The organism is Pantoea sp. B270, assembly GCF_018726825.1.
In the GTDB taxonomy this organism is placed as follows: domain Bacteria; phylum Pseudomonadota; class Gammaproteobacteria; order Enterobacterales; family Enterobacteriaceae; genus Pantoea; species Pantoea dispersa.
This window is the reverse complement of sequence record NZ_JAHCSX010000001.1, coordinates 1,643,069-1,666,538: the sequence shown is the minus strand read 5'-3', so window position 1 is coordinate 1,666,538 and position 23,470 is coordinate 1,643,069. Positions and strand designations below refer to the sequence as shown.

Genomic DNA, 23,470 nt, shown 5'->3' with positions numbered 1-23,470 from the left:
CCGCCATGCGGCTCCATGACCACGGGATTGTTAGCATGAAAAGAAGAGAAGTCTTGCAAACTGCAGCCTCCTCCATTGTTGCCGCGCTGTCGGTGAGCGTGTTTTCCAGTTACGCCGCCAAAAGTGGTCAGCCGGCGCTGAAAGCGGTTGACGCCTCCAGCGTCCCGCCGGGCGATGTGCCAATTCTGACGCCGGAAAACGTCTATACCATGCCACCGCAGTTCTGGCAGAATTTTGAGGGCAAACTGTGGATTGGCGCAGCAGGCAAAGATGCCAGCCAGGCCGGCAACCAGATTCCGGTGTATCTGCGCGACGCTAGCGGTAAGGTGTCCCAGGTGAGCCAGCCCATTGCGCTCAATAAAGGCAACTTTGCCCAGTTTATTCACGATAATGCCGCGTTAATTGCCAATCCCGCGCACTCGATGGTAGTGGAAGATAACCAGGGCAATACGCTGTTTTCCATCAGCGACGTGTCGCGCCCGAACGCCAGCAACTTCAGCCAGCGCCTGGCGCAGCCGAACGGCTATCAGCTGATCGGCGAAATACCGTCGGTGGAAGAGCTGCGTAAAACCCGACCGCTGTTTGCCGGAGCGAAAATCAAGCTGAAAAGCTGGCACGAAGGGCTGGAAGTGGGCGGCGGCGAGTTCGTCGGCGTGTATGGCGAAGGCGAAGATGATGGCGGCGTGATTTTCAGCGGCAACGGGTTCTACTGGCGCCGCGTGGTGGAAGATTTCAACCGTCTGACGCTGTTTGACTTCGGCGCCATCGCCGATGGCAAAACCGATACGGCACCGGCGATCAAAGCCATGTATCAGTGGTCGCTCAAGGCTAACCAGCAGATCTGCGTGCAGTTCCCGGCAGGCACCTTCTTCGTGACCGGCTGTGACTTTGGCGATCAGCAGCAGCGCTTCTTCCGCATTTCCGGTGCGATGGTTAACTTCGGCTATTTCCCGGCGACCACGCTGGTATCTGACGGTCGTTCCGAATTCCTGTTCCAGGTGAATGCGCGCTGGACCGAAATCTCCAACCTGATCTTCAACGGTCAGAACGACAAGCGGCCAAACAAACAGGGGCTGTTCCGCAACACCTGTCCGGGCGGCCAGTTCTTCCGCGGTGCCTGCCTGCGCTTCAACCGCGTCGGCGGCACCTCGATCAGCCTGCTGGATACGCTGGACTGCAAAATCGACCAGTGGTACGCCGACACCTGTACCGGTGACGTGATCAAAGCCAGCTGGTCCGGACAGAAGCAGGGTGCATGGGACCACAGTACGGCGATTGAGCTGTCGAACTTCAACGCCCAGCGCTGTACCGGCGGCATGGTACTTAACCTGCCGCGCTGCAGCCAGTCGATCATTCATAACGGCTGGATTGAGCACAGCGAGCACCCCGGCGATATCTCGAACGGCCAGTGGATCATTGATGCGCTGAGCCTGGAAGATTGCAAAAACCCGCTGAACGCGCGCAATTCCCGCCTTAACATGCGCCAGACCAATCTGCAGTCTGGCAGCTGGATCGATAACTCGCTGGAAGGCGAGCGCTGGCTGAATATCTGGGAGATGGGCTCAACGCGGGTAGAGTCTTACGGCGTGGCCATCGACGGCAGCCTGAAATACAACTACATCACATCGCGTTTCCGTCTGACCAACAACACCAATCAGGCCACCTGGTTCGAGCTGGGGAATTTTTACTCGCCCACCGTGGGTGACAGCTGGGAGATCGAGCTGTTTGGTCAGTCGCAGTTCAGCAACGGCAGCGACAAGCAGCCGCTGCTCGATGTGATGGGCGGTAAACAGACCGGCGGCCGCGCGGTGATTCATCTGCAGCGCAAAACCAGCAAGGCGGAAGCCAGCTGGTCCGCGGAAGGCAGTTCGCCGGTGCTGGAGGTGCGCGTCGATGCACGCAGCGATACCGATAGCAAAGTGTTCGTCAAACTGGCGGGCTGGACGCCGACGGCGGTGGTGCTGATTAAGAGCACCGCCAAAGACCGGTTCCTCACCGGCCGCTGTGCGCGCGTTGACGCCACCATGGCGCAGGGCAGTCCGACCAGCGGCAGCCAGCCGGCCCCGCAGCGGTTTAGCCTGCACAACGGTAAAGCCGGCATCGGCGGCAATGAGCAGGGCGATTTGCTGCTGGCGTCGCGCGCGCTGAAGCCCGAACAGGTGGATACGCGCCAGCCGAAGGGGTTTGTTTCAGTGGTGATCAACGGCGAGCAGGTGGCGCTGCCGTATTTTGCGCTGAAGTCGTGAGGATTTAACGCAGGTAACGGTGCAATTTATCGCGGAGGCCACAACGGCACCGAGCGAGGACGGGCAAAGCGCAATAAATTGCGCCGCTACGGTTTGTGCAGAGGAGATTTCTGCACTGACCCTTTGCACAGTCTGTAGCGGCGCGATTTATCGCGCATGTAACACCTGTCGCAGGTATCAATTACGTCACAACAGGCAGTCGTTAATTTCGGGCCGCTGGCCCATTAGCAGTTTTTTCTTACAGAGTTCACTTAGCCAGTATGGAACTGGCGGCTTGTAAAAAATTACAAAAATTTATCTGGAGTTTTTATGAAGATTTTATTGGTGGGTAACCATACCTGTGGAAATCGTGGGGATGGCGCGATTTTACGTGGACTGATTGATTCATTGCAGGCCGCGCGTGGGGATCTGGATATCGATGTCATCAGCCGCTATCCAACCAGCTCCGGATATTTACTGCAGCAGCACATCCAGCAGGATTCGCTGTTTCTGCACAACAGTAAGGCGCCAAAAGGGCTGGTCAGCAGCCTGAAGCGCAAAGTCGCCAACCGTCTGATGCCGGACATCATGATGGCGCACCTTGGCAAAGGTGGCGTGTATAAATCCTTCTCGGTGCCGCCGCATCTGGCGGAATTCACCCGCAGCCTGGCGAAATATGACGCCATCATTCAGGTCGGCGGCTCGTTCTTCGTCGATCTGTACGGCGTTACCCAGTTTGATCACGCGCTGTGCGCGCTGATGGCGAAGAAGCCGCTGCACATGATCGGTCACTCGGTGGGCCCGTTCGAAAACCCGCGCGTCAATGCGCTGGCAAACTTTGTGTTTGACCGCGTCGACAGCCTGGTGCTGCGCGAAGAGGTCAGCCTCGATCGCCTGAAGCAGGATGGCGTGACCACCAGCCGGGTGAAGAAGGGCGTGGACACCGCGTTCCTGGTGCAGGCACGCGAAGTGGAAAATCCGAGCCACAACCTGCTGCACTGGCAGAACATCATTCAGTCGCGCAAAACCATCGCTATCACCGTGCGTGAGCTGGCACCGTTCGACAAACGTCTTGGCGTCACGCAGAAAGAGTACGAAGCCGCGTTTGGCCGGGTGATCAACGCCATGATCGCCGAAGGCTATCAGGTGGTGGCGTTCTCCACCTGTACCGGCATTGACAGCTATGCCAAAGATGACCGTATGGTGGCGCTGACGCTGCGCGACCACGTTGAGCAGCCGGAGCACTACCATGTGATCATGGACGAATTCAACGACCTGGAGCTCGGCATCCTGCTCAGCCACTGCCATCTCACCATCGGCACGCGCCTGCACTCGGCAATCATCTCCATGAACTTCGGCACGCCAGCCGTGGCCATCAACTACGAGCACAAATCGCTCGGCGTGATGAACCAGCTGGGTCTGCCGCAGATGGCCACCGACGTGCAGAGCCTGATGGACGGCTCGCTGATCGACAAAGTGCAGACGGTGCTGGCGGACTACGACAACGTGAAGCAAAAAGTGAACACCGCGGTGGCGCAGGAGCGTGAAATCGGCAACCGCATCACCGAAGAAATTCTCAACGTCCTGGGGTAAGTGATGAAGCTAACCTTTTTCACCATGCGTTTTCCGGTTGCCTCTGAGACGTTTGTCCTCAATCAGGTGACGCATTTCATCGATGCCGGCTATGACGTCGAGATCATCTCGGTGTTTCCGGGCGACATGATCAACCGTCATGCCGCGTTCGATGAGTACAATCTGGCGGCGAAAACCCACTATCTGCTGCCGGAAGAGAAGGTATCAAACCTCGACAAACTGACCCAGCGCATCGGGCTGATGCTGCCGAAAATCGCCAAACCGGCGCTGCTGAAGTCGCTTAACGTTGGCCGCTACGGTGCGCAGGCGAAAAAGCTGCTGCTGCCAGCCATTGTCGCCAATGCCCGGCAGACCTTTACCGCCGATGTGTTCCTGGTGCACTTCGGCTATGCCGGTGCGCTGGCGAATAAACTGCGCGAGCTGGGGGTACTGAAGGGCAAGCAGGCGACGGTGTTCCACGGTGCGGACATCTCGCGTCGCCACATTCTTGAAGAGCACAAACAGGATTACATCAACCTGTTCAGACAGAGCGAACTGATGCTGCCGATCAGCCATCTGTGGGAGAACAAGCTGATTGAGATGGGCTGTCCGCGCGAGAAAGTGCACGTCACGCGTATGGGCATCGAGCCGGAGAAGTTTAACTTCCAGCCACGCGACGCGTTCCACAAACCGCTGCGCATCGTTTCGGTGGCGCGCCTGACCGAGAAAAAAGGGCTGGACGTGGCGGTCAAAGCCAGTGAAATCCTGCGCGATAACGGCGGTCAGTTCCAGTTCACCATCATTGGTAACGGCGAGCAGGACGGCATGATGCGCGAGCACATCGCGCGTGCCGGCCTGGAAGACATGGTGACCATGCCGGGCTTCAAGCCGCAGGAGGAGATTCGTCAGGCGCTGAGCGAGGCTGACATCTTCCTGCTGCCGTCGAAAACTGCCGCCGATGGCGATATGGAAGGCATTCCGGTGGCGCTGATGGAAGCGATGGCGGTCGGCTTACCGGTGGTGTCCACCTACCACAGCGGCATCCCGGAGCTGATTCAGAATAACGTCAGCGGCTGGCTGGTGTCGGAAAATGATGCCGATGAGCTGGCGGACACGCTGCTGCGCCTGTCGCGCGGTGACGTTGACGTTGCGCCGGTGGTGGCCGCAGCGCGCCATAAAGTGGAAACCGAGTTCAATCAGCACATCGCTTACGGTGAGCTGGCGAAAATTCTGGAGCGCATGGTGTGAGTGGATTAAAAAAACAGGCGGTGTGGCTGTTTGGCAGCACCTGCTTTGCCGCGCTGCTGCAGGTGCTGCAGCTGGCGGTGCTGGCGCGCAAGCTGGAAGCGCACGAGCTGGGTTTGCTGGCGATCATCAACGCCATTCTGGCGGTAGCTACCGTGCTGCAGGACATGGGCATGAGCAGCTACATCGTGCATCGTCAGGAGATTACACGTCGTGAGCAGAGCACCATTTACTGGGTTAACGTCTCGCTGAGCTTCTGTACCGGTCTGATCATGCTGGCCATCGCCTGGCCGGTGGCGTGGTTCTACCATCTGCCGGAGCTGACGGCGCTGATTATGCTCACCAGCCTCAACTTCCTCGTGCTCGGTCACCTGTCGCAGTATCAGGCGCACTATGTGAAAACCAAACGCATGGTGACGCTGGCGAAGATTGAGATGGGCACCAAGCTGTTTGCCTTCCTGTGTACGGTGGCGATGCTCTATTTCACCTCGCTGACGGTGGCGGCGGCGATTCTCGGGCTGTTCATCAACGCCTTCACGCGCATTCTCTGCATGATCTACTTTGGCGAGAAGTCGTGGCGGCCAACCTGGGAGTTCGACGGCAAAACCTTTGTCAGCGCGGTGCGTTACGGTATCTATCAGTTGGGTTCGCAGACCATTAACCAGCTGCGCACTCAGGCCGATGCGCTGATCGTCGGTAAAGTGATGGGTGCCGAGATGCTGGGGATTTACTCGCTGGCGAAAGAGCTGATTCTGCAGCCGCTGAAGTTGGTGTCGCCGGTGATTAACCGCCTGGCGCTGCCGCGCTTCGCCGAGAAGCAGCACGATCCCGAGCAGCTGAAAAAACTGTTCCTCAAAGGCACCTTCGTCATCATGCTGTTCAGCAGTGCGATGTACCTGGCGATTGGTATTCTCTCTCCGGTGATTGTGCGTGTGCTGTACGGCGCTTCGCACGAGCAGGTGTATCACCTGATCCCGCTGATGCTGCTGTTCGGTATGCTGCGCCCGATGGGCGGCCTGACCGGCGCGATCTCCCAGGCGAACGGACGCACCAACGTCGAGTTCTACTGGAATATCGTCGCCAGCCTGGTGGTGGTGGTGGTGCTGGCCACTACGTGGATCTGGCCGAACGTGATTTACGTGGCGCTGACGCTGTCGATTTCACAGGTACTGATCTCCGCCTTCGCGCATCCGTTCTTCATCAAACCGGTGATTGGCATCCGCTTTATGCCGTATGCGCGCCAGTGGGTGTCGGTGTCGGTGGTGTTTGTCGGCCTGATGCTGCTGGTGAATCATTTCAACCTGTTCGTGATGCCCGAGTGGTTTGAGGGCTGGCTGTAAGCGGTGATGACGGGAGTGGTCGTTGGCAACGGCGACCGCCCGGCATCATCAGATGTGATCGGTGACTGACGTGCAACCGCCGGTGCGCATCAATGCGCACCCTACAAAAACCTGCTGTGATCCTGTAGGGGCGCCATTCATGGCGACCTTCCAAAAATACGCTTCCATCTTCGCCCCAATGATGTTTCCGCAATGCCGGTCTGAACGCTCAACAATCACTGGCCTCACTAGTTATCGCCTTGCACTCTGCCTTCCACTGTTTTTCAGCCATTTAGCCGCTTTTTTTTCCCACCTCATCGCTGACTGGCAGATGGACTTTTTGACGATTTTTTATGTGTTGACAGAGAGTTAGTGCCGGTTTTTCAGATAAAGATTATACTTGCTCAATCGGCCGATCTTGCATAATCGACCCCACGTATTCACTTCATGAAATGGAATAAATATGACCAAGCTTAAAGCAGTAATCCCGGTTGCGGGTCTCGGTATGCATATGCTCCCTGCGACTAAAGCCATTCCGAAAGAGATGCTGCCTATCGTCGATAAACCAATGATTCAGTACATTGTCGACGAGTGCGTGGCGGCGGGCATCAAGGAGATTGTGCTGGTCACCCATGCTTCCAAAAATGCAGTGGAAAACCACTTCGATACCACCTACGAGCTGGAAGCGTTGCTAGAAGCGCGCGTGAAACGCCAGCTGCTGAGCGAAGTGCAGTCAATCTGCCCGCCGGGCGTGACTATCATGAACGTGCGTCAGGCGAACCCGCTGGGTCTTGGCCACTCGGTACTGTGCGCCCGTCCGATGATTGGCGACAACCCATTTGTGGTGGTACTGCCAGACGTGCTGCTGGATGACTCCACCGCTGACCACCTGCGTTACAACCTTGCCGCGATGGTGGCACGCTTCGAAGAGACCGGCCGCAGCCAGGTTCTGGCGAAACACATGCCGGGCGAAGACCTGTCTGAGTATGGCGTGCTGACCACCGAGCAGCCGCTGGATAACCCGGGCGATATCAGCACCATCACCAACTTCGTGGAAAAACCTGAGCATCCGTCCGAGCTGAACTCAGACCTGACCGCCGTGGGCCGTTACGTGCTTTCTGCGGATATCTGGGGTGAACTGGAGCGCACGGAGCCAGGTGCCTGGGGCCGTATCCAGCTGACCGATGCCATCGCCTCCCTGAGCCAGAAAAAACCGGTTGATGCCCAGCTGCTGACCGGCACCAGCTTCGACTGCGGTCGTAAACTCGGCTACATGCAGGCCTTCGTCTCTTACGGTCTGCGCAACAACACCCAGGGCCGCGATTTCCGCGAAGCAATCCAAAAAATTCTGGCAAAATAATCTCTTTCCCCGCCGCGCAGGTTGCGCGGTTTTAAAGGAGTACACATGGCTATTTTGGTAACGGGCGGAGCAGGGTACATCGGCTCCCATACGGTGCTGGCGCTGTTAGAGCGCGGCGACGACGTTGTAGTCCTGGATAACCTTTGCAATGCCTCGCGCGAAGCAATCAATCGCGTTGAGAAGCTGGCTGGTAAGAAAGCGGTCTTCGTTGAAGGCGATATCCGCGACCGCGCCTGCCTGCGCGATCTGTTTGCCAGCAATGACATCTCAGCCGTCATCCACTTCGCCGCGCTGAAAGCGGTAGGCGAATCCACGCGCATGCCGCTGGAATATTACGAAAACAATGTCGCCGGGACCGTGGTGCTGCTGGAAGAGATGCGCGCCGCTGGCGTGTGGAACTTTATCTTCAGCTCATCCGCCACCGTATATGGCGCTGACGCACCGGTTCCGTACGTTGAAACGACGCCGATTGGTGGCACCACCAGTCCGTACGGCACCTCCAAGCTGATGATTGAGTTCGTGATGCGCGACTTCGCCAAAGCCGAGCCGAACTTCAAAGCCATCGCGCTGCGCTACTTCAACCCGGTCGGCGCGCATGAATCCGGAGAGATTGGCGAAGACCCAACCGGTATTCCGAACAACCTGCTGCCGTACATTGCGCAGGTGGCGATTGGGCGTCTGGAGAAGCTGGGCGTATTTGGCGATGACTATGCGACGCCAGATGGCACCTGCCAGCGCGACTACATTCACGTCGTCGACCTGGCGGAAGGGCATCTGAAAGCGCTGGATCACCTGCCAAAAGTTGAAGGCTACAAAGCTTACAACCTCGGCGGCGGCAAAGGCTTCTCAGTGCTGGAGATGATCAAGGCGTTTGAGCAGGCATCCGGTAAACAGATTCCGTTCGAGTTCAAACCGCGCCGCGACGGCGATCTGCCAGCGTTCTGGGCGGATGCCAGCCTGGCCAACAAAGAGCTCGACTGGCGCGTCACGCGCGGTATCGATGCGATGATGCGCGATACCTGGAACTGGCAGTCGAAGAACCCGAATGGGTTTAAGTGATTAAGCAGGTAATGAGTAAAAACCCGGCATATGCCGGGTTTTTTTATGGGCAAATAATTTACTTTGATGTTTTTTTGGTCAGGCATTCATTTGCGGGATGCAGAAAAATCCTAATCAGCACCAGACTAATGCATCAACGTCACAGCTCATCATATTGATTTAGTGAAACCTCGTTACAGCCTTTCATTCTGCGAATCGCCAGCTATATTCTTTCCGGCTCAGTAGCTTGGCGATAAACGCACCGGTGAAAGAAAATTAAGATTCGTCGCGCTGGCATCGGACAATAACCATGTTAATTCGGCAGCACAAAATGTATTATTTGCGATGGTCTCAGACAAAGCGGTTGATGCTGCAATATTGACCATAATTAGCCGAGACGGAAAGCACAGGATTGACTTGTTACACAGCATATTGGTTGCTGCAAGCCAAGGGCGGTAGCGTGGCTATTTTTTGTTTTGCTGAAAAATTGTCCCGCTGGAAATGATAGAGCAGTCTAAAAGACACATTAGAGGTTGTGGAATGTTACTTCCCGTAATCATGGCCGGAGGAACCGGCAGTCGTTTGTGGCCCCTTTCACGTGAATTGTATCCAAAACAGTTCATCAGCTTGCATGGACAGCACTCGATGCTGCAGGAGACTGTCAACCGCCTGACCGGTGTTGAAGCGCGAGCTCCACTGGTCATCTGCAACGAAGAGCACCGTTTCCTCGTCGCTGAACAACTTCGTCAGATCAACAAACTTTCCCATAACATCATTCTTGAGCCGGTTGGTCGCAACACGGCGCCAGCGATTGCTCTGGCAGCGATTAACGCGATTGAGCAAGGCGATGATCCGGTGCTGTTAGTGTTAGCCGCCGACCATGTCATTGAGAACCGCGCGGCATTCCACCAGGCCATCACCACCGCAACGAAATATGCCAAGCAGGGGCATCTGGTCACCTTCGGCATCGTGCCCACCGGACCTGAAACCGGTTACGGCTATATTCATCGCGGTGAGCAGCTGGCGGGTGATGAACATGCGCCGTTTAGCGTGCAGCGTTTTGTGGAAAAGCCTAACCTGAAAACGGCTCAGGATTATCTGGCTTCCGGTGAATATTACTGGAACAGCGGGATGTTTATGTTCCGCGCCAAACGTTATCTGCAGGAACTGGAAAAATTCCGTCCAGATATCCTGGATGCCTGCCGCCGTGCCATGGCGAACGTGGCAGAAGGTAACGACTTCATCAGCATTGATAAAGACGATTTCATTGCCTGCCCGGATGAGTCAGTTGATTATGCCGTGATGGAGCAAACGGACGCAGCCGTCGTGGTGCCGCTGGATGCGGGCTGGAGCGATGTCGGATCCTGGTCCGCGCTGTGGGAAGTGAATGAAAAAGATGCAGCCGGTAACTCGCTGAAAGGCGATACCTTCCTGCACAACACTAAAAATTGCTACATCAACAGCGAAGATCAGTTAGTGGCAGCTATCGGCGTGGAAAATCTGGTGATTGTTAACACCAAAGATGCCGTGCTGGTGGCGCGCAAAGATCAGGTTCAGGACGTCAAACGCGTGGTGGAGTTCCTGAAGAGCGAATGCCGTACGGAATATCGTCGTCATCGTGAAACTTACTGGCCATGGGGACGCTGCGATCTGGTGGTCAATACCGGCCGTTTTAATGTAAATCGTATCACCGTTAAACCGGGTGAACGTTTCGAATTACAGATGCATTATCACCGAACTGAACACTGGGTGATCTTATCCGGCACTGCCAAAGTGACTATTCAGGATAAAACCTTATTGTTGACGGAAAACCAATCGACCTTTATTCCGATTGGCCATCAGCACACGTTAGAAAATCCAGGCAAGATTCCGTTAGAGCTGCTGGAAATTCAGTCAGGCTCCTATCTGGGCGATGACGATTTAATTCTGATTAAAGAACAATTTGCAAGTAAGTAAGGACAGACGAGATCATGGCAGCATTGACCTGTTTTAAAGCTTATGACATTCGCGGTGAGCTTGGCGCGGAATTAAATGAAGAAATTGCATATCGTATTGGTCGCGCTTATGGCGAATTTTTAAAGCCGGAAACGATTGTTGTGGGCGGCGATGTTCGGCTGACCAGCGAAAGCCTGAAAATGGCCCTGGCCAATGGTTTAATGGATGCGGGTACCAATGTACTTGATATCGGCTTAAGCGGCACGGAAGAGATTTATTTCGCCACCTTCCATTTAGGCATTGATGGTGGCATCGAAGTGACGGCAAGCCATAATCCGATGAACTATAACGGCATGAAGCTGGTGCGTGAAGGTTCCCGTCCTATCAGTGGCGATACAGGCTTACGTGATGTTCAGCGTCTGGCTGAAGCTAACGATTTTGCGCCGGTCGATGCAGCGAAGCGTGGCAGCTATAAACAGATTTCGGTATTGGATGCCTATGTCGATCACCTGATGGGCTACATTGATCTGGCAAATTTCACCAAAGCCATGACGCTGGTCATCAACTCGGGTAATGGCGCTGCCGGTCATGTTATCGATGAGATCGAAAAGCGCTTCCGGCAGGCGAATGCACCGGTCACCTTCGTTAAAGTTCACCATGAAGCGAATGGCAACTTCCCGAATGGTATTCCTAATCCCTTACTGCCAGAGTGCCGGAAAGATACCTCCGATGCGGTGAAAGCGAACAAAGCCGACATGGGCATCGCATTTGATGGCGACTTTGATCGCTGCTTCCTGTTTGACGAGAATGCAGAGTTCATCGAAGGTTATTACATTGTTGGCCTGCTGGCCGAAGCGTTCCTCAAAAAAGAGCCTGGCGCGAAGATCATTCACGATCCCCGTTTGACCTGGAACACCATCGACGTCGTCACTAAAGCGGGTGGCATACCTGTTATGTCTAAAACAGGTCATGCGTTTATTAAAGAGCGCATGCGTGAAGAAGATGCTGTGTACGGCGGCGAAATGAGCGCACATCATTACTTCCGTGATTTTGCTTATTGCGATAGCGGAATGATTCCGTGGCTGCTGGTAGCAGAGTTGCTGGCGGTGAAAGGAATGACGCTGTCTGAACTGGTTGCGGAACGTATGAAAGCATTTCCGTGCAGTGGCGAGATTAACTATAAAGTTAATGATGCAAAAAAAATCCTTGAAAATTTAAAAAGTGAATTTGGACTGGATGCTTTTAAATCAGATACTATTGATGGCTTGAGCTTTGAATTTACTGATTGGAGATTCAATGTTAGAACATCAAATACTGAGCCATTACTAAGATTGAACGTTGAATCAAGATCAAATGATGGTTTAGTGAAAGAAAAGCTTGAGGCTATCTCTTATTTAATTAAGGCGCAGGAATGAATCTATCTCTTTTTAAATCCTTATGGGGTTATCGTGGGTTCGTTTTAGGTAATGTTAAGCGAGAATTTCAAGCGAAATATCAAAACTCACTATTAGGTGCGCTGTGGAATATACTTAACCCACTATCCATGATAGTGGTTTACACAGTTATATTTTCTCAAGTGATGCATTCGAGGATGCCTGGAGTTACTAATAGCTTTGGCTATAGCATTTACCTTTGCTCCGGTATTTTGACTTGGGGGCTTTTCGCTGAAGTCGTTGGTAGAGGTCAGAATGTATTCCTTGAATATGCTAATCTACTTAAAAAAATTAGCTTTCCGCGCTTATGTTTGCCAGTGACAATTATATGTAATGCTTTATTAAACTTCTCAATAGTTTTTAGCTTATTTACACTATTTTTGTTGGTTTCTGGCAACTTTCCGGGGTTAAGTTATTTTTACTTAATTCCAGTGCTTTTAGTATTAATGGTCTTTGCAATTGGCTTGGGTATCACATTAGGTGTATTGAATGTTTTTTTTCGAGATGTTGGGCAATTTTTCGGAATAGCTCTCCAGTTTTGGTTCTGGCTAACTCCGATCATATATCCTGCAGACATATTGCCTGCTAAGGCTCAGCAATACCTATCATACAATCCCATGTATGGAGTAATTACTGCAGCGCAGAATATTCTAGTCAAAAGCGAATCGCCTCAACTGCACCAGTTAATACCTACGTTATTTATCGGGATTATTCTATGCGTAATTGGCTTGAAGTTGTTTCGCAAGCATTCCGGTGAAATGGTGGATGAATTGTAATGGGTAAGATAACAGTTAATAATGTTGGAAAAGCATATAAGCAGTATCCCACAAGGTGGAGTCGTTTAGCGGAATGGTTTCTACCAGGTAAAAGAAAACGCCATAAGCTAAAATGGGTATTAGAAAATATTTCCTTCGAGGTCCATCCTGGAGAAGCGCTGGGTATTATAGGGATTAACGGCGCAGGTAAAAGCACACTTCTAAAAATGATTACTGGTACCACGCAACCAACTACTGGAAAAATTAGTTTAGAAGGTAGGGTTGCAGCTATGCTGGAATTAGGGATGGGATTCCATCCAGATTTTACAGGTAGACAAAATGTAATTATGTCTGGACAGCTTTTAGGATTTAGTCTTGAAGAAATTTATCAGCTGATGCCGGGGATAGAGGAGTTTGCAGAGATCGGAGCATATATAGATCAGCCTGTTCGAGTGTATTCGAGCGGGATGCAAATGAGACTAGCTTTTTCAGTCGCTACAGCTGTTAGACCAGATATTCTTATTGTTGATGAAGCACTCTCTGTTGGTGATGCTTATTTTCAGCATAAAAGCTTCAATAGAATCAGAGAATTCAGTCGTGCAGGCACGACTCTCCTTATAGTTTCGCATGATAAACAATCCATCCAGAGTATTTGTGATAAAGCCATCTTGTTAAACAGGGGCAAGCTGGAGATGGAAGGGGATCCTGAGTCTGTAATGGATTACTATAATGCTCTGTTGGCTGATAAACAGAATCAGAAAATAGAACAAGTTGAGCTTGCTGATGGTAGTATCCAAACTGTATCGGGCAGTGGAGAAGCAACCGTCAAAGATATTCGGATATTAAATCAGAAAGGAGACAGCATTGAATTTATCGATGTAGGTGAAGCTGTTACACTCAAAATAACAGTGGTTGTTAATGAAAATCTGCCGAGACTTGTGTTGGGTTACGGTATTAAAGACAGACTGGGACAAGTAATATACGGAACCAATACTGACTTAAAAAAACAAGCCATAATTGAGGCTAGAAAAGGGTCAGAGTATGTGTTTAACATTAGATTTAACGCTAACTTAGGTCCTGGTAGCTACTCAATTCAAACAGCATTAGTCAGTACGGATACTCACTTAGTTAACAATTACGAGTGGCGAGACTTGGCGATGGTTTTTAACATCATTAACATTAATAAACCACACTTTGCCGGATGCGCATGGATTGATCCAGATATAGAGATAAATTGAAATGCCGATAGTAAGTTTCGCTCAAAACTTTGAAGACGTGATGTTGTGGCGTTCTTTAAAAGATATAACTAATGGATTCTATATTGATATTGGTGCTAATGACCCGCTAATCGATTCTGTTACCAATCTTTTTTACCTAAATGGATGGAGTGGGATAAATATAGAACCACTCAAAAAACATTACGATGCATTAGTTGAAAATAGAGAACGAGATATAAATCTGAACTGTGCTATATCAAATTGCACAAGCGAATTAGATATTTGGGAATCTGATATTAGAGGGTGGGCGACACTGGATAAAAGTGTTGTCGAGCAACATGAGTTAAATGGATTTAAGGGCGTTTGGAGAAAAACGCCAGTAAAAACTCTTAAACAAACAATCGAAGAATCGTTGCCAGCTAATATTACTGATATACATTTTCTAAAAATTGATGTTGAAGGAGTTGAAGAGCAAGTCGTAATGAGTAACGATTGGTCAAAGTATCGACCCTGGATTCTTGTTATTGAATCGACAGCACCAAACTCACAAAATGAAAGTCATACTAGTTGGGAAGAGATATTGCTTGCTAACGATTATATATTTTCATACTTTGATGGTTTGAATAGATTTTATATTAGCAAAGAGCATGAGGAATTACTTCCTAATTTTAAAAATCCACCTAATGTTTTTGACGAATTTATTACTTATGCTGAACATTTGAATAAAGAAGTTATCGCGGAGCTTCAAGATAATCTTCAAGTAATGAATGACGAGGTTAGCTCTCTGAATGAGCTTTTAGTAGACAAGAATGAAGAGTTGCGTATTTTTTTGGATGAAAATATGATCTTGAAAAATAAATTGAGTGAAGTTTACAGCAGCCACTCATGGAAGCTAACATCTCCTTTTAGACGTGTTTCAGCATTTTTAAGAAGGAAATAAATATAATGAAAAACATCCTTTTTTTGAGCACTTATCCATTTGCCAAACCAAGACATGGCGGTCAGATCAGACTTAGCCAGTTAGTCAAGAAGTTCGAGCGAAATGGTTGGAAGACTAGGTCCATCGCAGTATATGAGGAAGAAAGTTTTTTGGGTGACGAACTTGGTCCCTATGATATCCCATTTCCTGTTGATTCCTTATTTAGATCTTACAAGGGACGACACGTTCCACTAATTAATGATCTTTTAACTGGCGCATATGCTACTTCAGATGAAGGAGGGTTCAGTAAAATTTTAGCTAACCTCCCGACAGAAATTGACGTAATTCACGTTGAACAATGTTGGCTCTGGAATCTGGTCGAAAAAATAAAGAGCATTCCAAAATATAAAAACTCGATCGTAGTTTTTGGTTCTCAAAATATAGAGTTTTTATTAAAGAATGATATATTAGAACAATATAATATTGCAGACCGAGACGATGTAATTGAAGACATCAAGCATCTGGAAATGAGAGCCGTACATGAAGCAGATGTAGTAGCTGCGGTGACAAAAAATGATGTTAAGTCTATGCAAGGTTGGGGCCGTGAATCCATTACGTTAGCAGCAAATGGTATTGAACCATGGAAAACGGATACTTTGACCAGTAAATGGGAAAGTAAATTACCTAAATCCCCATGGATGCTCTATGTTGCCAGTGCTCATCCACCTAACTTTACCAGTTTTAATAAAATTATTGGGGAGAGTTTAGCTTGTATTCCGCCTGATAGTAAGCTTGTTATTGCTGGTAGTGTTTGTGAACATATTTATAAAGAAGTTTTAAAATCGAAATGGGCTAGCATTAATATCAGCCGTCTAGAGTTTTTGTATGTGTTAGATGATGATGACTTAGCGGAAGTTAAGAATAGAGCACATGCATATTTTTTACCTATTGAACATGGTGGTGGTTCAAATCTCAAAACCGCTGAAGCTCTTTACTCAGGCAAGCCAGTAATAGGCACTCTATCAGCTTTTAGAGGTTTCGAAGAATTTTGTGATAGCTCTCGTATCAATATTATTAATAATCCTGAAGAATTCTTTTCAGCAACCAGGCAAGTTTTGACAAGAATTTCACCAATTTTAGATTCCAAAGAGCTTTCCAGCTTAGAAAAGTTAACATGGGACAAATCATTGGATAGTTTGATTCTCGAGGTGGAAAAAGAATATGAGGCTAGTCTAAATGCATAATACTTGGATTGATGTCACAACAATTTTAGGATGGCATAGATCTGCTGTTGGTATTGTCAGAACAGAAGTTGAATGCGCCACGTATGCCTTAAAGATGAATTCATCAGCCTCTGTTAAATTCTGCGCATATAATCCATCAAAAGGTTATTATGAGGTAGAGAAAGGAGTTGTCGAAGAAACAATCAAGCGGATAAATGGACATATTAAAAAGAAAGAAACTTTAATTGCTCAGCCGGGACCGTCAACGATTAATTATAAAGCAAAATTCAAAAGTTTCATTCTTAATTTAATTCGTAAGTTACCAACGAGCTTACAGAGAAGAGTTTTAAACTATCTTCTGCCACGGCGTATTGCGGCTAGTAGTTTGTTAGCTTCCTTAAGATATGCAAAGTTAGCTTTACAGCAGTTGTTAAAACCTAATGCAACTCCCGTAAACGTTCAGCAGCTTGGACATAGGGCTTCTGATAATGTGAATTCACCTTTTAGCCAAGGTGATGAATACATATCAATGGGACTGGATTGGGATCAAAAAGATTTTCAGTATTTATATAGATTAAAAAAAGAACTTAATCTTAAAGTTAAGCTTTTCTGTTACGATGTGATTCCTGTAAAATTACCTCATCTTTGTGTGGGGGACGTTGCTGGAAAATTTTCACATTATTTTTCCGATGTTGCCTGGTGTGCCGATGAAATATTTTGTATTTCTAAATGCTCCAGGGATGATTTGAAAGAATTGTTAGAGCAACTTGGAACGCCTATCCCAAAGTTAACTATCGTTAAGTTAGGTTGTGAAATTAGTGAAGTTGATACGCAACCAGAAATCTCTAATGAAGTACAATTTTTATTGGGCAAAAAATATTTATTATTTGTTTCTACGATTGAAAGAAGAAAGAATCATGAGGTATTATATAAAGCCTATACAAGACTAGTGGATAGCAAGGTCCATGATCTGCCATTACTTGTATTTGTTGGCATGCCAGGTTGGGGTATGAATGATTTTATTACCGATTTGAATCTGGATCCAAGGGTGAAAGGTAATATTATTCAATTGAATAATGTTTCCGATCCAGAATTAACACTGCTCTATAAAAATTGTTGGTTTACAGTTTATCCGTCATTATATGAAGGTTGGGGATTGCCTGTTGCTGAGAGTTTAGCGTTTGGAAAATACTGCCTGGCTTCTTCAGCAGCATCTATCCCAGAAATCGCTGGGGATTTGCTCGATTATGTGGATCCCTGGGATGTGCCCGCATGGTCAAATAATATTAAGTATCTTATTGAAAATCCGGATGTTATAAGGCAGAAAGAGTTAAGAATCAGTAAAGAATATAGTTCGACCAAATGGTCTGATACCGCTGAATCTATATTAGTAAAGTAAAACTGTATTTATGTTTAACCAAAAAAGTGGAATTTCTTATGAGTAACAAGGTTGCAATCGTAACTGGTATCACTGGACAAGATGGTGCTTATCTTGCAGAGCTTCTCTTACAGAAAAATTATACAGTTTATGGCACATATCGTCGTACTAGCTCCGTGAACTTCTGGCGTATTGAAGAGTTGGGAATTAAAAACAACCCAAGCTTGCATCTGATCGAATATGATTTGACTGATCTATCAGCAAGTATTCGCCTTCTTCAAACTAGCGGTGCAACTGAAGTTTACAACTTAGCGGCTCAGAGCTTTGTTGGTGTCTCATTCGAACAACCATTGACGACTGCCGAAATAACAGGTGTAGGCCCTGTAAATTTGCTTGAAGCCATCCGAATTGTTAATCCATCAATTCGGTTCTATCAGGCTTCTACGTCCGAAATGTTTGGGAAAGTTCAGGCTATCCCTCAAAAAGAAGACACACCATTCTATCCAAGAAGCCCATATGGCGTGGCTAAGTTGTATGCGCACTGGATGACGATTAACTACCGTGAAAGCTATAACATTTTTGCTTCAAGCGGAATTTTGTTTAACCATGAATCCCCGCTGCGTGGTCAGGAATTTGTTACTCGCAAAATCACTGATTCAGTTGCAAAAATCAAACTTGGTAAGCTTGATGTACTTGAACTGGGCAACCTTGATGCGAAACGCGACTGGGGCTTTGCTAAAGAGTATGTAGAAGGAATGTGGTTGATGCTTCAGGCAGATGAACCGGATACCTTTGTACTTGCTACCAACCGAACAGAAACTGTACGTGACTTCGTATCGATGGCATTTAAAGCTGCTGGTATTGAATTACGTTTCGAAGGTAAAGACGAACAGGAAGTGGCAATTGACGTGGCAACAAATAAAGTTGTTGTAAAAGTGAATCCGAAATTCTACCGTCCAGCCGAAGTTGAATTACTGATCGGTAATCCCCAGCGTGCTAAGGATATTCTTGGATGGGAACCTAAAACTACTCTTGAAGAGTTATGTGCTATGATGGTTAAAGAAGACCTTCGCCGTAACGAACAAGGATTCTCTTTCTAATATGACTAATGGCAAAAAAGCATTGATCACCGGGATCAAGGGCTTTACCGGCCATTATATGGCAGCGGAACTTTCCGCTGCTGGATATGATGTTTATGGCCTGGGTTCAGCTTCCTCGGATAATATCGATAACTATTTTCAAGTAGATCTCACAGATAATATTCAAGTTAAAAACGCAGTAGATTGTATAAGTCCCGATGTGGTCGTTCATTTGGCAGCAATTGCTTTTGTTGGTCACTCAAATCCGAACGCATTCTATGATGTCAACCTTTCCGGCACGCGCAACTTGCTATCTGCGTTAACAGAAACAAAGAAAAAGCCCGAAGCCGTATTAGTGGCAAGTAGCGCAAACGTTTATGGAAATAATATTGCTGGTAAGCTTGATGAATCAACGCTTCCGAATCCTGCCAATGATTATGCCGTTAGCAAACTTGCTATGGAATACATGGCTAACCTGTTTAAAGATAAGTTGCCATTAATTATTACCCGTCCTTTTAACTATACGGGAGTAGGGCAAGCTGAGAATTTTTTAATTCCTAAAATTGTCAAACATTTCCGCGAACGCAAAGACGTTATTGAACTTGGTAATATAGATGTATGGCGTGACTTCTCAGATGTACGAGATTTAGTAAAATGCTATGCTGAATTACTAAAGTGTAAAGCTTTTGGGGAAGTGGTCAATGTTGCTACTGGAGAGATGCATTCACTTAGAGATGTTATTAGCCTTTGTGAAGATATTACCGGTCACTCCATAACCATTGAGGTAAATCCTGGATTTGTTAGACCAAATGAAATCAAAGAGTTGTGCGGTGATATTTCGTTGCTGAATAGTCTGATTGGCCATGAAATGCAAAAAGTACCACTTAGGGAAACTCTGAAATGGATGCTGGAAACAAAAAGCTAGAGGTTGTTTTCTCGACGGATTGCATAAAATACCCTTTAACGGGTATCGGGCGTTATGCTTTTGAACTGGCGAAACAACTTCAGCAACGGGAAGATAAACTTTCACTTACTTTTTTGCATGGAACAAGAATAAGAGATTCATTGGCGGTTGCAAGTGAATCTTCGCAATCCGTTCAGTCGCTTAAGCGAGAGTTACAAAAAAGCAAAATAGTTAGTGAAGTTTATCGCCTTGTTTTTCCTCATTTAAAGTCCCGGGCACTTAAAAAATTCAAAGAATACATTTACCATAGTCCTAATTATTATCTCCCTCCGCGTGTTAAAAATTGCGTTGCGACTTTTCACGATCTGTCAGTATTTCATTGGCCACAGTTCCATCCTGCTGGGAGAGTACATCTCATGCAGAAAGAGTTGCGTAACACTGTAAAGCGTGCTTCGGTATTGATAACGGATTCGTATTATACAAAAAATGAGTTGATGGAATTTTTTTCGCTGGATGAGAAGAAAATTTCAGTTGCACCATTGGCGTGTAATCACCAATTTCATTCGCGAACTCAAGAGGATGTTCACGCAGTATTGGATAAGTATCATTTAAAATGGCGTCGCTTCTTTCTTTATACTGGTACAATCGAACCCAGAAAAAATATTTTAACGCTTCTACGTGCATATGATCGCTTGTCATTACAAGAGAAGAACAATTTCCCGCTCGTTATTAGCGGATATAAAGGCTGGGAAAATGAAGAGCTCTTTCGTCTTTTTGATAAAGGCGAGCGGGAAGGCTGGTTGAAATATTTAGGCTTTGTGCCAGGTAACGATTTACCCATGCTCTTTAGTGCTGCTAACAGTTTCCTCTTTCCTTCGATTTATGAAGGGTTTGGATTACCAGTTTTGGAGGCTATGTCATCTGGCACTCCCGTTATTTGTTCAAATGCAACGTCATTACCTGAAGTTGTTGGAGATGCCGCGCTAATGCATGAACCGGAAGACATAGAATTGCTCACGCATTATCTGAAAATGATGATTAATGATGAGGAGTTGAAACAGAAAATGATCCAGGTTGGTCTTAGTCAAGCCCAAAATTATTCGTGGTCATTCTGTGCCGATAAAACGATAGAAGCGTATGATCAGGTTTCTAAATTAATATGATAAAAGTCCTTCACTGCTATAAAACATATTACCCGGATACTTTTGGTGGGATTGAGCAAGTTATTTATCAGCTCGCTGAAGGCGGTGTGAAAGAAAATATCCAATCAACGGTTTTTACGCATAGTCCTGATTTTGATGATGCTATTTCAATGTTGGATCATCATACTATTCATCGTGTTAAAACATTATTTGAGTATGCTTCTACGCCAATTTCATTTACTGCTATTGCTGAGTTTAAAAAGCTAGCAACACAGGCAGACATTATTCATTATCATTTTCCCTATCCGTTTATGGATGTCCTGCATTTCTCAAATTTTACAAAAAAGCCATCGATCGTAAGCTATCATTCCGATATTGTTAAACAAAAGGCTTTGCTAAAACTTTATACACCATTGATGAATAGGTTCCTTTCCAGTGTAGATTGCATTGTTGCTGCATCACCAAATTATGTCGAAAGTAGCCCGATTCTGCAAAAATTTAAAGATAAAGTTAAGGTCATTCCCTATGGTCTGAATGAAAGTTTTTATCAAAACAATGATCCCCAGGTATTAGAAAAGTGGTCCCAGCGATTCCCTAACGGCTTTTTTCTTTTCATTGGGACTTTTCGTTACTATAAAGGGCTTCACATACTCATCGATGCTGTCGCTGGTAGTGATTATCCTGTTGTCATTGTTGGTGCGGGACCCATCGAATCTGAACTGAAAGCGCAAGCCCAATCGTTGGGTATCGACAATATTCATTTCCTTGGTGCATTACAGGATGACGATAAATCTGCGTTATTACAGCTTTGCACTTGCTTAGTTTTTCCTTCACATCTTCGTTCAGAAGCTTTTGGTATTTCTTTGCTTGAAGGGGCTTTGTACTCAAAACCACTGATTTCAAGCGAAATTGGAACCGGTACTACTTTCATCAATATTGACGGTCTTACCGGTCTGGTTGTCCCGCCTTCAGACCCCAGGGCTTTACGCGAAGCTATGGATGAGATCTGGTTCAACCCAGAGAAGGCTCATACCTTTGGCCAGGCTGCTCAACAACGATTCGAAAAACTTTTTACAGCGGACAAGATGATTGAAAGTTATGCAGGTTTATATATGTCTCTGTTAAATAAGTAAATTTTATCACTCGCTGCATTTCTCAAAAAGCATCAATAATTACCTCTTATCACCTCTCATGAGTTAACATATTGGTCACTTACTGAATGGTGTTACTGGTAACACCTAGCGAGACCACAGACAGGAGTATGTAATGTCCAAGCAACAGATCGGCGTTGTAGGTATGGCAGTGATGGGGCGCAACCTTGCTCTTAACATCGAAAGCCGCGGTTACACAGTCTCAATCTTTAACCGTTCACGTGAAAAGACTGATGAAGTTATCGCTGAAAATCAGGGCAAAAAACTTGCTCCTTATTACTCCGTGGAAGAATTTGTCGAGTCGTTAGAAAAACCCCGCCGCATCCTTCTGATGGTACAGGCAGGCGAAGCGACAGATAAAACCATCGCTTCACTGACGCCACACCTCGATAAGGGCGACATTCTGATTGATGGTGGTAACACCTTCTATAAAGACACTATCCGTCGTAATAAAGAACTGTCTGATCAGGGCTTCAACTTCATCGGTACCGGTGTCTCCGGCGGCGAAGAGGGCGCACTGAAAGGCCCATCGATCATGCCTGGCGGTCAGAAAGAAGCGTATGAACTGGTAGCGCCAATTCTGGATAAAATTGCTGCGCGTGCAGAAGACGGTGAAGCCTGCGTTACTTACATCGGTCCGGACGGTGCTGGTCACTATGTGAAGATGGTTCACAACGGTATCGAGTATGGCGATATGCAGCTGATTGCAGAAGCATATGCTTTACTGAAAGGCGCACTCGGTCTGAATAATGAAGAGCTGGCTAAAACCTTCACTGACTGGAACAACGGTGAGCTGAGCAGCTACCTGATCGACATCACCAAAGATATCTTCACCAAAAAAGATGAAGACGGTAAATACCTGGTTGATGTGATTCTGGATGAGGCAGCCAACAAAGGTACTGGTAAATGGACCAGCCAGAGCTCCCTGGACCTTGGCGAGCCACTTTCTCTGATCACTGAGTCAGTATTTGCTCGTTACCTCTCTTCACTCAAGTCACAGCGTGTTGCAGCTTCTAAAGTGCTGAGCGGCCCTCAGGCGCAAGCCTTCACCGGTGACAAAGCTGAGTTCATTGAGAAAGTGCGCCGTGCATTGTATCTGGGTAAGATCGTTTCTTATGCTCAGGGCTTCTCTCAGCTGCGTGCGGCTTCAGAAGAGAACAACTGGGATCTGCATTACGGTGAAATCGCGAAGATCTTCCGTGCTGGTTGCATCATCCGTGCACAGTTCCTGCAGAAAATTACTGATGCTTATGCGACCGATGCTAACATCGCAAACCTGTTGCTGGATCCCTACTTCAAAAACATCGCTGATGAATATCAGCAGGCGCTGCGTGATGTTGTCTCTTATGCCATCCAGAACGGTATTCCAACGCCAACCTTCTCAGCGGCAATTGCATACTACGATAGCTATCGCTCAGAAGTGCTGCCTGCCAACCTGATTCAGGCGCAGCGCGACTATTTTGGTGCGCACACTTATAAGCGTATTGATAAAGACGGTGTGTTCCATACTGAATGGCTAGTTTGATCATTTATCTTTAGTAAAAAATCCCAGCTTGCTGGGATTTTTTGTTTTCT

General features: G+C 47.6%; 18 protein-coding genes. All 18 read left to right on the top strand.

Translation table 11 applies throughout. The annotated features are described in order from the left end of the window. Window positions 1–35: 35 nt before the first annotated feature. The 18 genes from KOL70_RS08080 (at window position 36) to gndA (ending at window position 23,420) form a co-directional block, all read left to right on the top strand. Window positions 36–2,246 carry a phage tailspike protein gene (locus tag KOL70_RS08080; RefSeq protein WP_215480488.1) on the top strand — a complete coding sequence of 737 codons (2,211 nt, stop codon included), beginning with the start codon at window positions 36–38 and terminating at the stop codon, window positions 2,244–2,246. 309 nt (window positions 2,247–2,555) lie between these two features. Then, complete coding sequence (gene wcaK / locus KOL70_RS08075; protein WP_058757295.1) at window positions 2,556–3,818, top strand: colanic acid biosynthesis pyruvyl transferase WcaK; 1,263 nt, start codon at window positions 2,556–2,558, stop codon at window positions 3,816–3,818. Window positions 3,819–3,821: 3 nt separating this feature from the next. Beyond that, window positions 3,822–5,045, top strand: coding sequence for a glycosyltransferase (locus tag KOL70_RS08070; protein WP_058775759.1), 1,224 nt, complete (start codon window positions 3,822–3,824; stop codon window positions 5,043–5,045). Continuing rightward, window positions 5,042–6,382, top strand: coding sequence for an MOP flippase family protein (locus KOL70_RS08065; protein WP_021509334.1), 1,341 nt, complete (start codon window positions 5,042–5,044; stop codon window positions 6,380–6,382). The genes KOL70_RS08070 and KOL70_RS08065 overlap by 4 nt, the downstream gene beginning before the upstream one ends. A 442-nt stretch (window positions 6,383–6,824) precedes the next feature. Continuing rightward, window positions 6,825–7,721, top strand: coding sequence for a UTP--glucose-1-phosphate uridylyltransferase GalF (gene galF / locus KOL70_RS08060; RefSeq protein ID WP_021509335.1), 897 nt, complete (start codon window positions 6,825–6,827; stop codon window positions 7,719–7,721). A gap of 45 nt (window positions 7,722–7,766) precedes the next feature. Continuing rightward, window positions 7,767–8,780 carry a UDP-glucose 4-epimerase GalE gene (galE, locus tag KOL70_RS08055; RefSeq protein ID WP_150058652.1) on the top strand — a complete coding sequence of 338 codons (1,014 nt, stop codon included), beginning with the start codon at window positions 7,767–7,769 and terminating at the stop codon, window positions 8,778–8,780. 519 nt (window positions 8,781–9,299) lie between these two features. After that, window positions 9,300–10,715, top strand: a complete 1,416-nt coding sequence (locus KOL70_RS08050) for a mannose-1-phosphate guanylyltransferase/mannose-6-phosphate isomerase (protein ID WP_058757298.1) — start codon at window positions 9,300–9,302, stop codon at window positions 10,713–10,715. Between the two features lie 14 nt (window positions 10,716–10,729). Beyond that, window positions 10,730–12,109, top strand: coding sequence for a phosphomannomutase CpsG (cpsG, locus tag KOL70_RS08045; protein WP_104189686.1), 1,380 nt, complete (start codon window positions 10,730–10,732; stop codon window positions 12,107–12,109). Further along, window positions 12,106–12,903, top strand: a complete 798-nt coding sequence (locus KOL70_RS08040; RefSeq protein WP_058757300.1) for an ABC transporter permease — start codon at window positions 12,106–12,108, stop codon at window positions 12,901–12,903. The genes cpsG and KOL70_RS08040 overlap by 4 nt, the downstream gene beginning before the upstream one ends. Then, window positions 12,903–14,120 (top strand): ABC transporter ATP-binding protein, encoded by a 1,218-nt coding sequence (locus tag KOL70_RS08035; RefSeq protein ID WP_058757301.1) that lies wholly within the window; start codon window positions 12,903–12,905, stop codon window positions 14,118–14,120. Before KOL70_RS08040 ends, KOL70_RS08035 begins: the two co-directional genes overlap by 1 nt. A 1-nt stretch (window position 14,121) precedes the next feature. Further along, window positions 14,122–15,039, top strand: coding sequence for an FkbM family methyltransferase (locus KOL70_RS08030; RefSeq protein ID WP_088516593.1), 918 nt, complete (start codon window positions 14,122–14,124; stop codon window positions 15,037–15,039). A gap of 5 nt (window positions 15,040–15,044) precedes the next feature. Continuing rightward, a complete protein-coding gene (locus KOL70_RS08025) occupies window positions 15,045–16,262 on the top strand; it encodes a glycosyltransferase (RefSeq protein ID WP_104189690.1) in 1,218 nt (405 codons plus the stop codon). Continuing rightward, window positions 16,255–17,640: a glycosyltransferase family 1 protein gene (locus tag KOL70_RS08020; RefSeq protein ID WP_104189692.1), complete on the top strand. Its 1,386-nt coding sequence runs from the start codon at window positions 16,255–16,257 to the stop codon at window positions 17,638–17,640. The genes KOL70_RS08025 and KOL70_RS08020 overlap by 8 nt, the downstream gene beginning before the upstream one ends. Window positions 17,641–17,678: 38 nt before the next feature. Beyond that, on the top strand, window positions 17,679–18,719 hold the full coding sequence (gene gmd / locus KOL70_RS08015) for a GDP-mannose 4,6-dehydratase (protein ID WP_058757304.1): 1,041 nt from the start codon (window positions 17,679–17,681) through the stop codon (window positions 18,717–18,719). Between the two features lies 1 nt (window position 18,720). Then, complete coding sequence (locus KOL70_RS08010) at window positions 18,721–19,623, top strand: GDP-mannose 4,6-dehydratase (protein ID WP_058757305.1); 903 nt, start codon at window positions 18,721–18,723, stop codon at window positions 19,621–19,623. After that, window positions 19,599–20,765, top strand: a complete 1,167-nt coding sequence (locus KOL70_RS08005) for a glycosyltransferase family 1 protein (RefSeq protein ID WP_088516589.1) — start codon at window positions 19,599–19,601, stop codon at window positions 20,763–20,765. Before KOL70_RS08010 ends, KOL70_RS08005 begins: the two co-directional genes overlap by 25 nt. Then, window positions 20,762–21,877 (top strand): glycosyltransferase family 4 protein, encoded by a 1,116-nt coding sequence (locus KOL70_RS08000; RefSeq protein ID WP_168715151.1) that lies wholly within the window; start codon window positions 20,762–20,764, stop codon window positions 21,875–21,877. The genes KOL70_RS08005 and KOL70_RS08000 overlap by 4 nt, the downstream gene beginning before the upstream one ends. 133 nt (window positions 21,878–22,010) lie before the next feature. Then, window positions 22,011–23,420: an NADP-dependent phosphogluconate dehydrogenase gene (gene gndA / locus KOL70_RS07995; protein ID WP_058757307.1), complete on the top strand. Its 1,410-nt coding sequence runs from the start codon at window positions 22,011–22,013 to the stop codon at window positions 23,418–23,420. The last annotated feature ends 50 nt before the right edge of the window (window positions 23,421–23,470 follow it).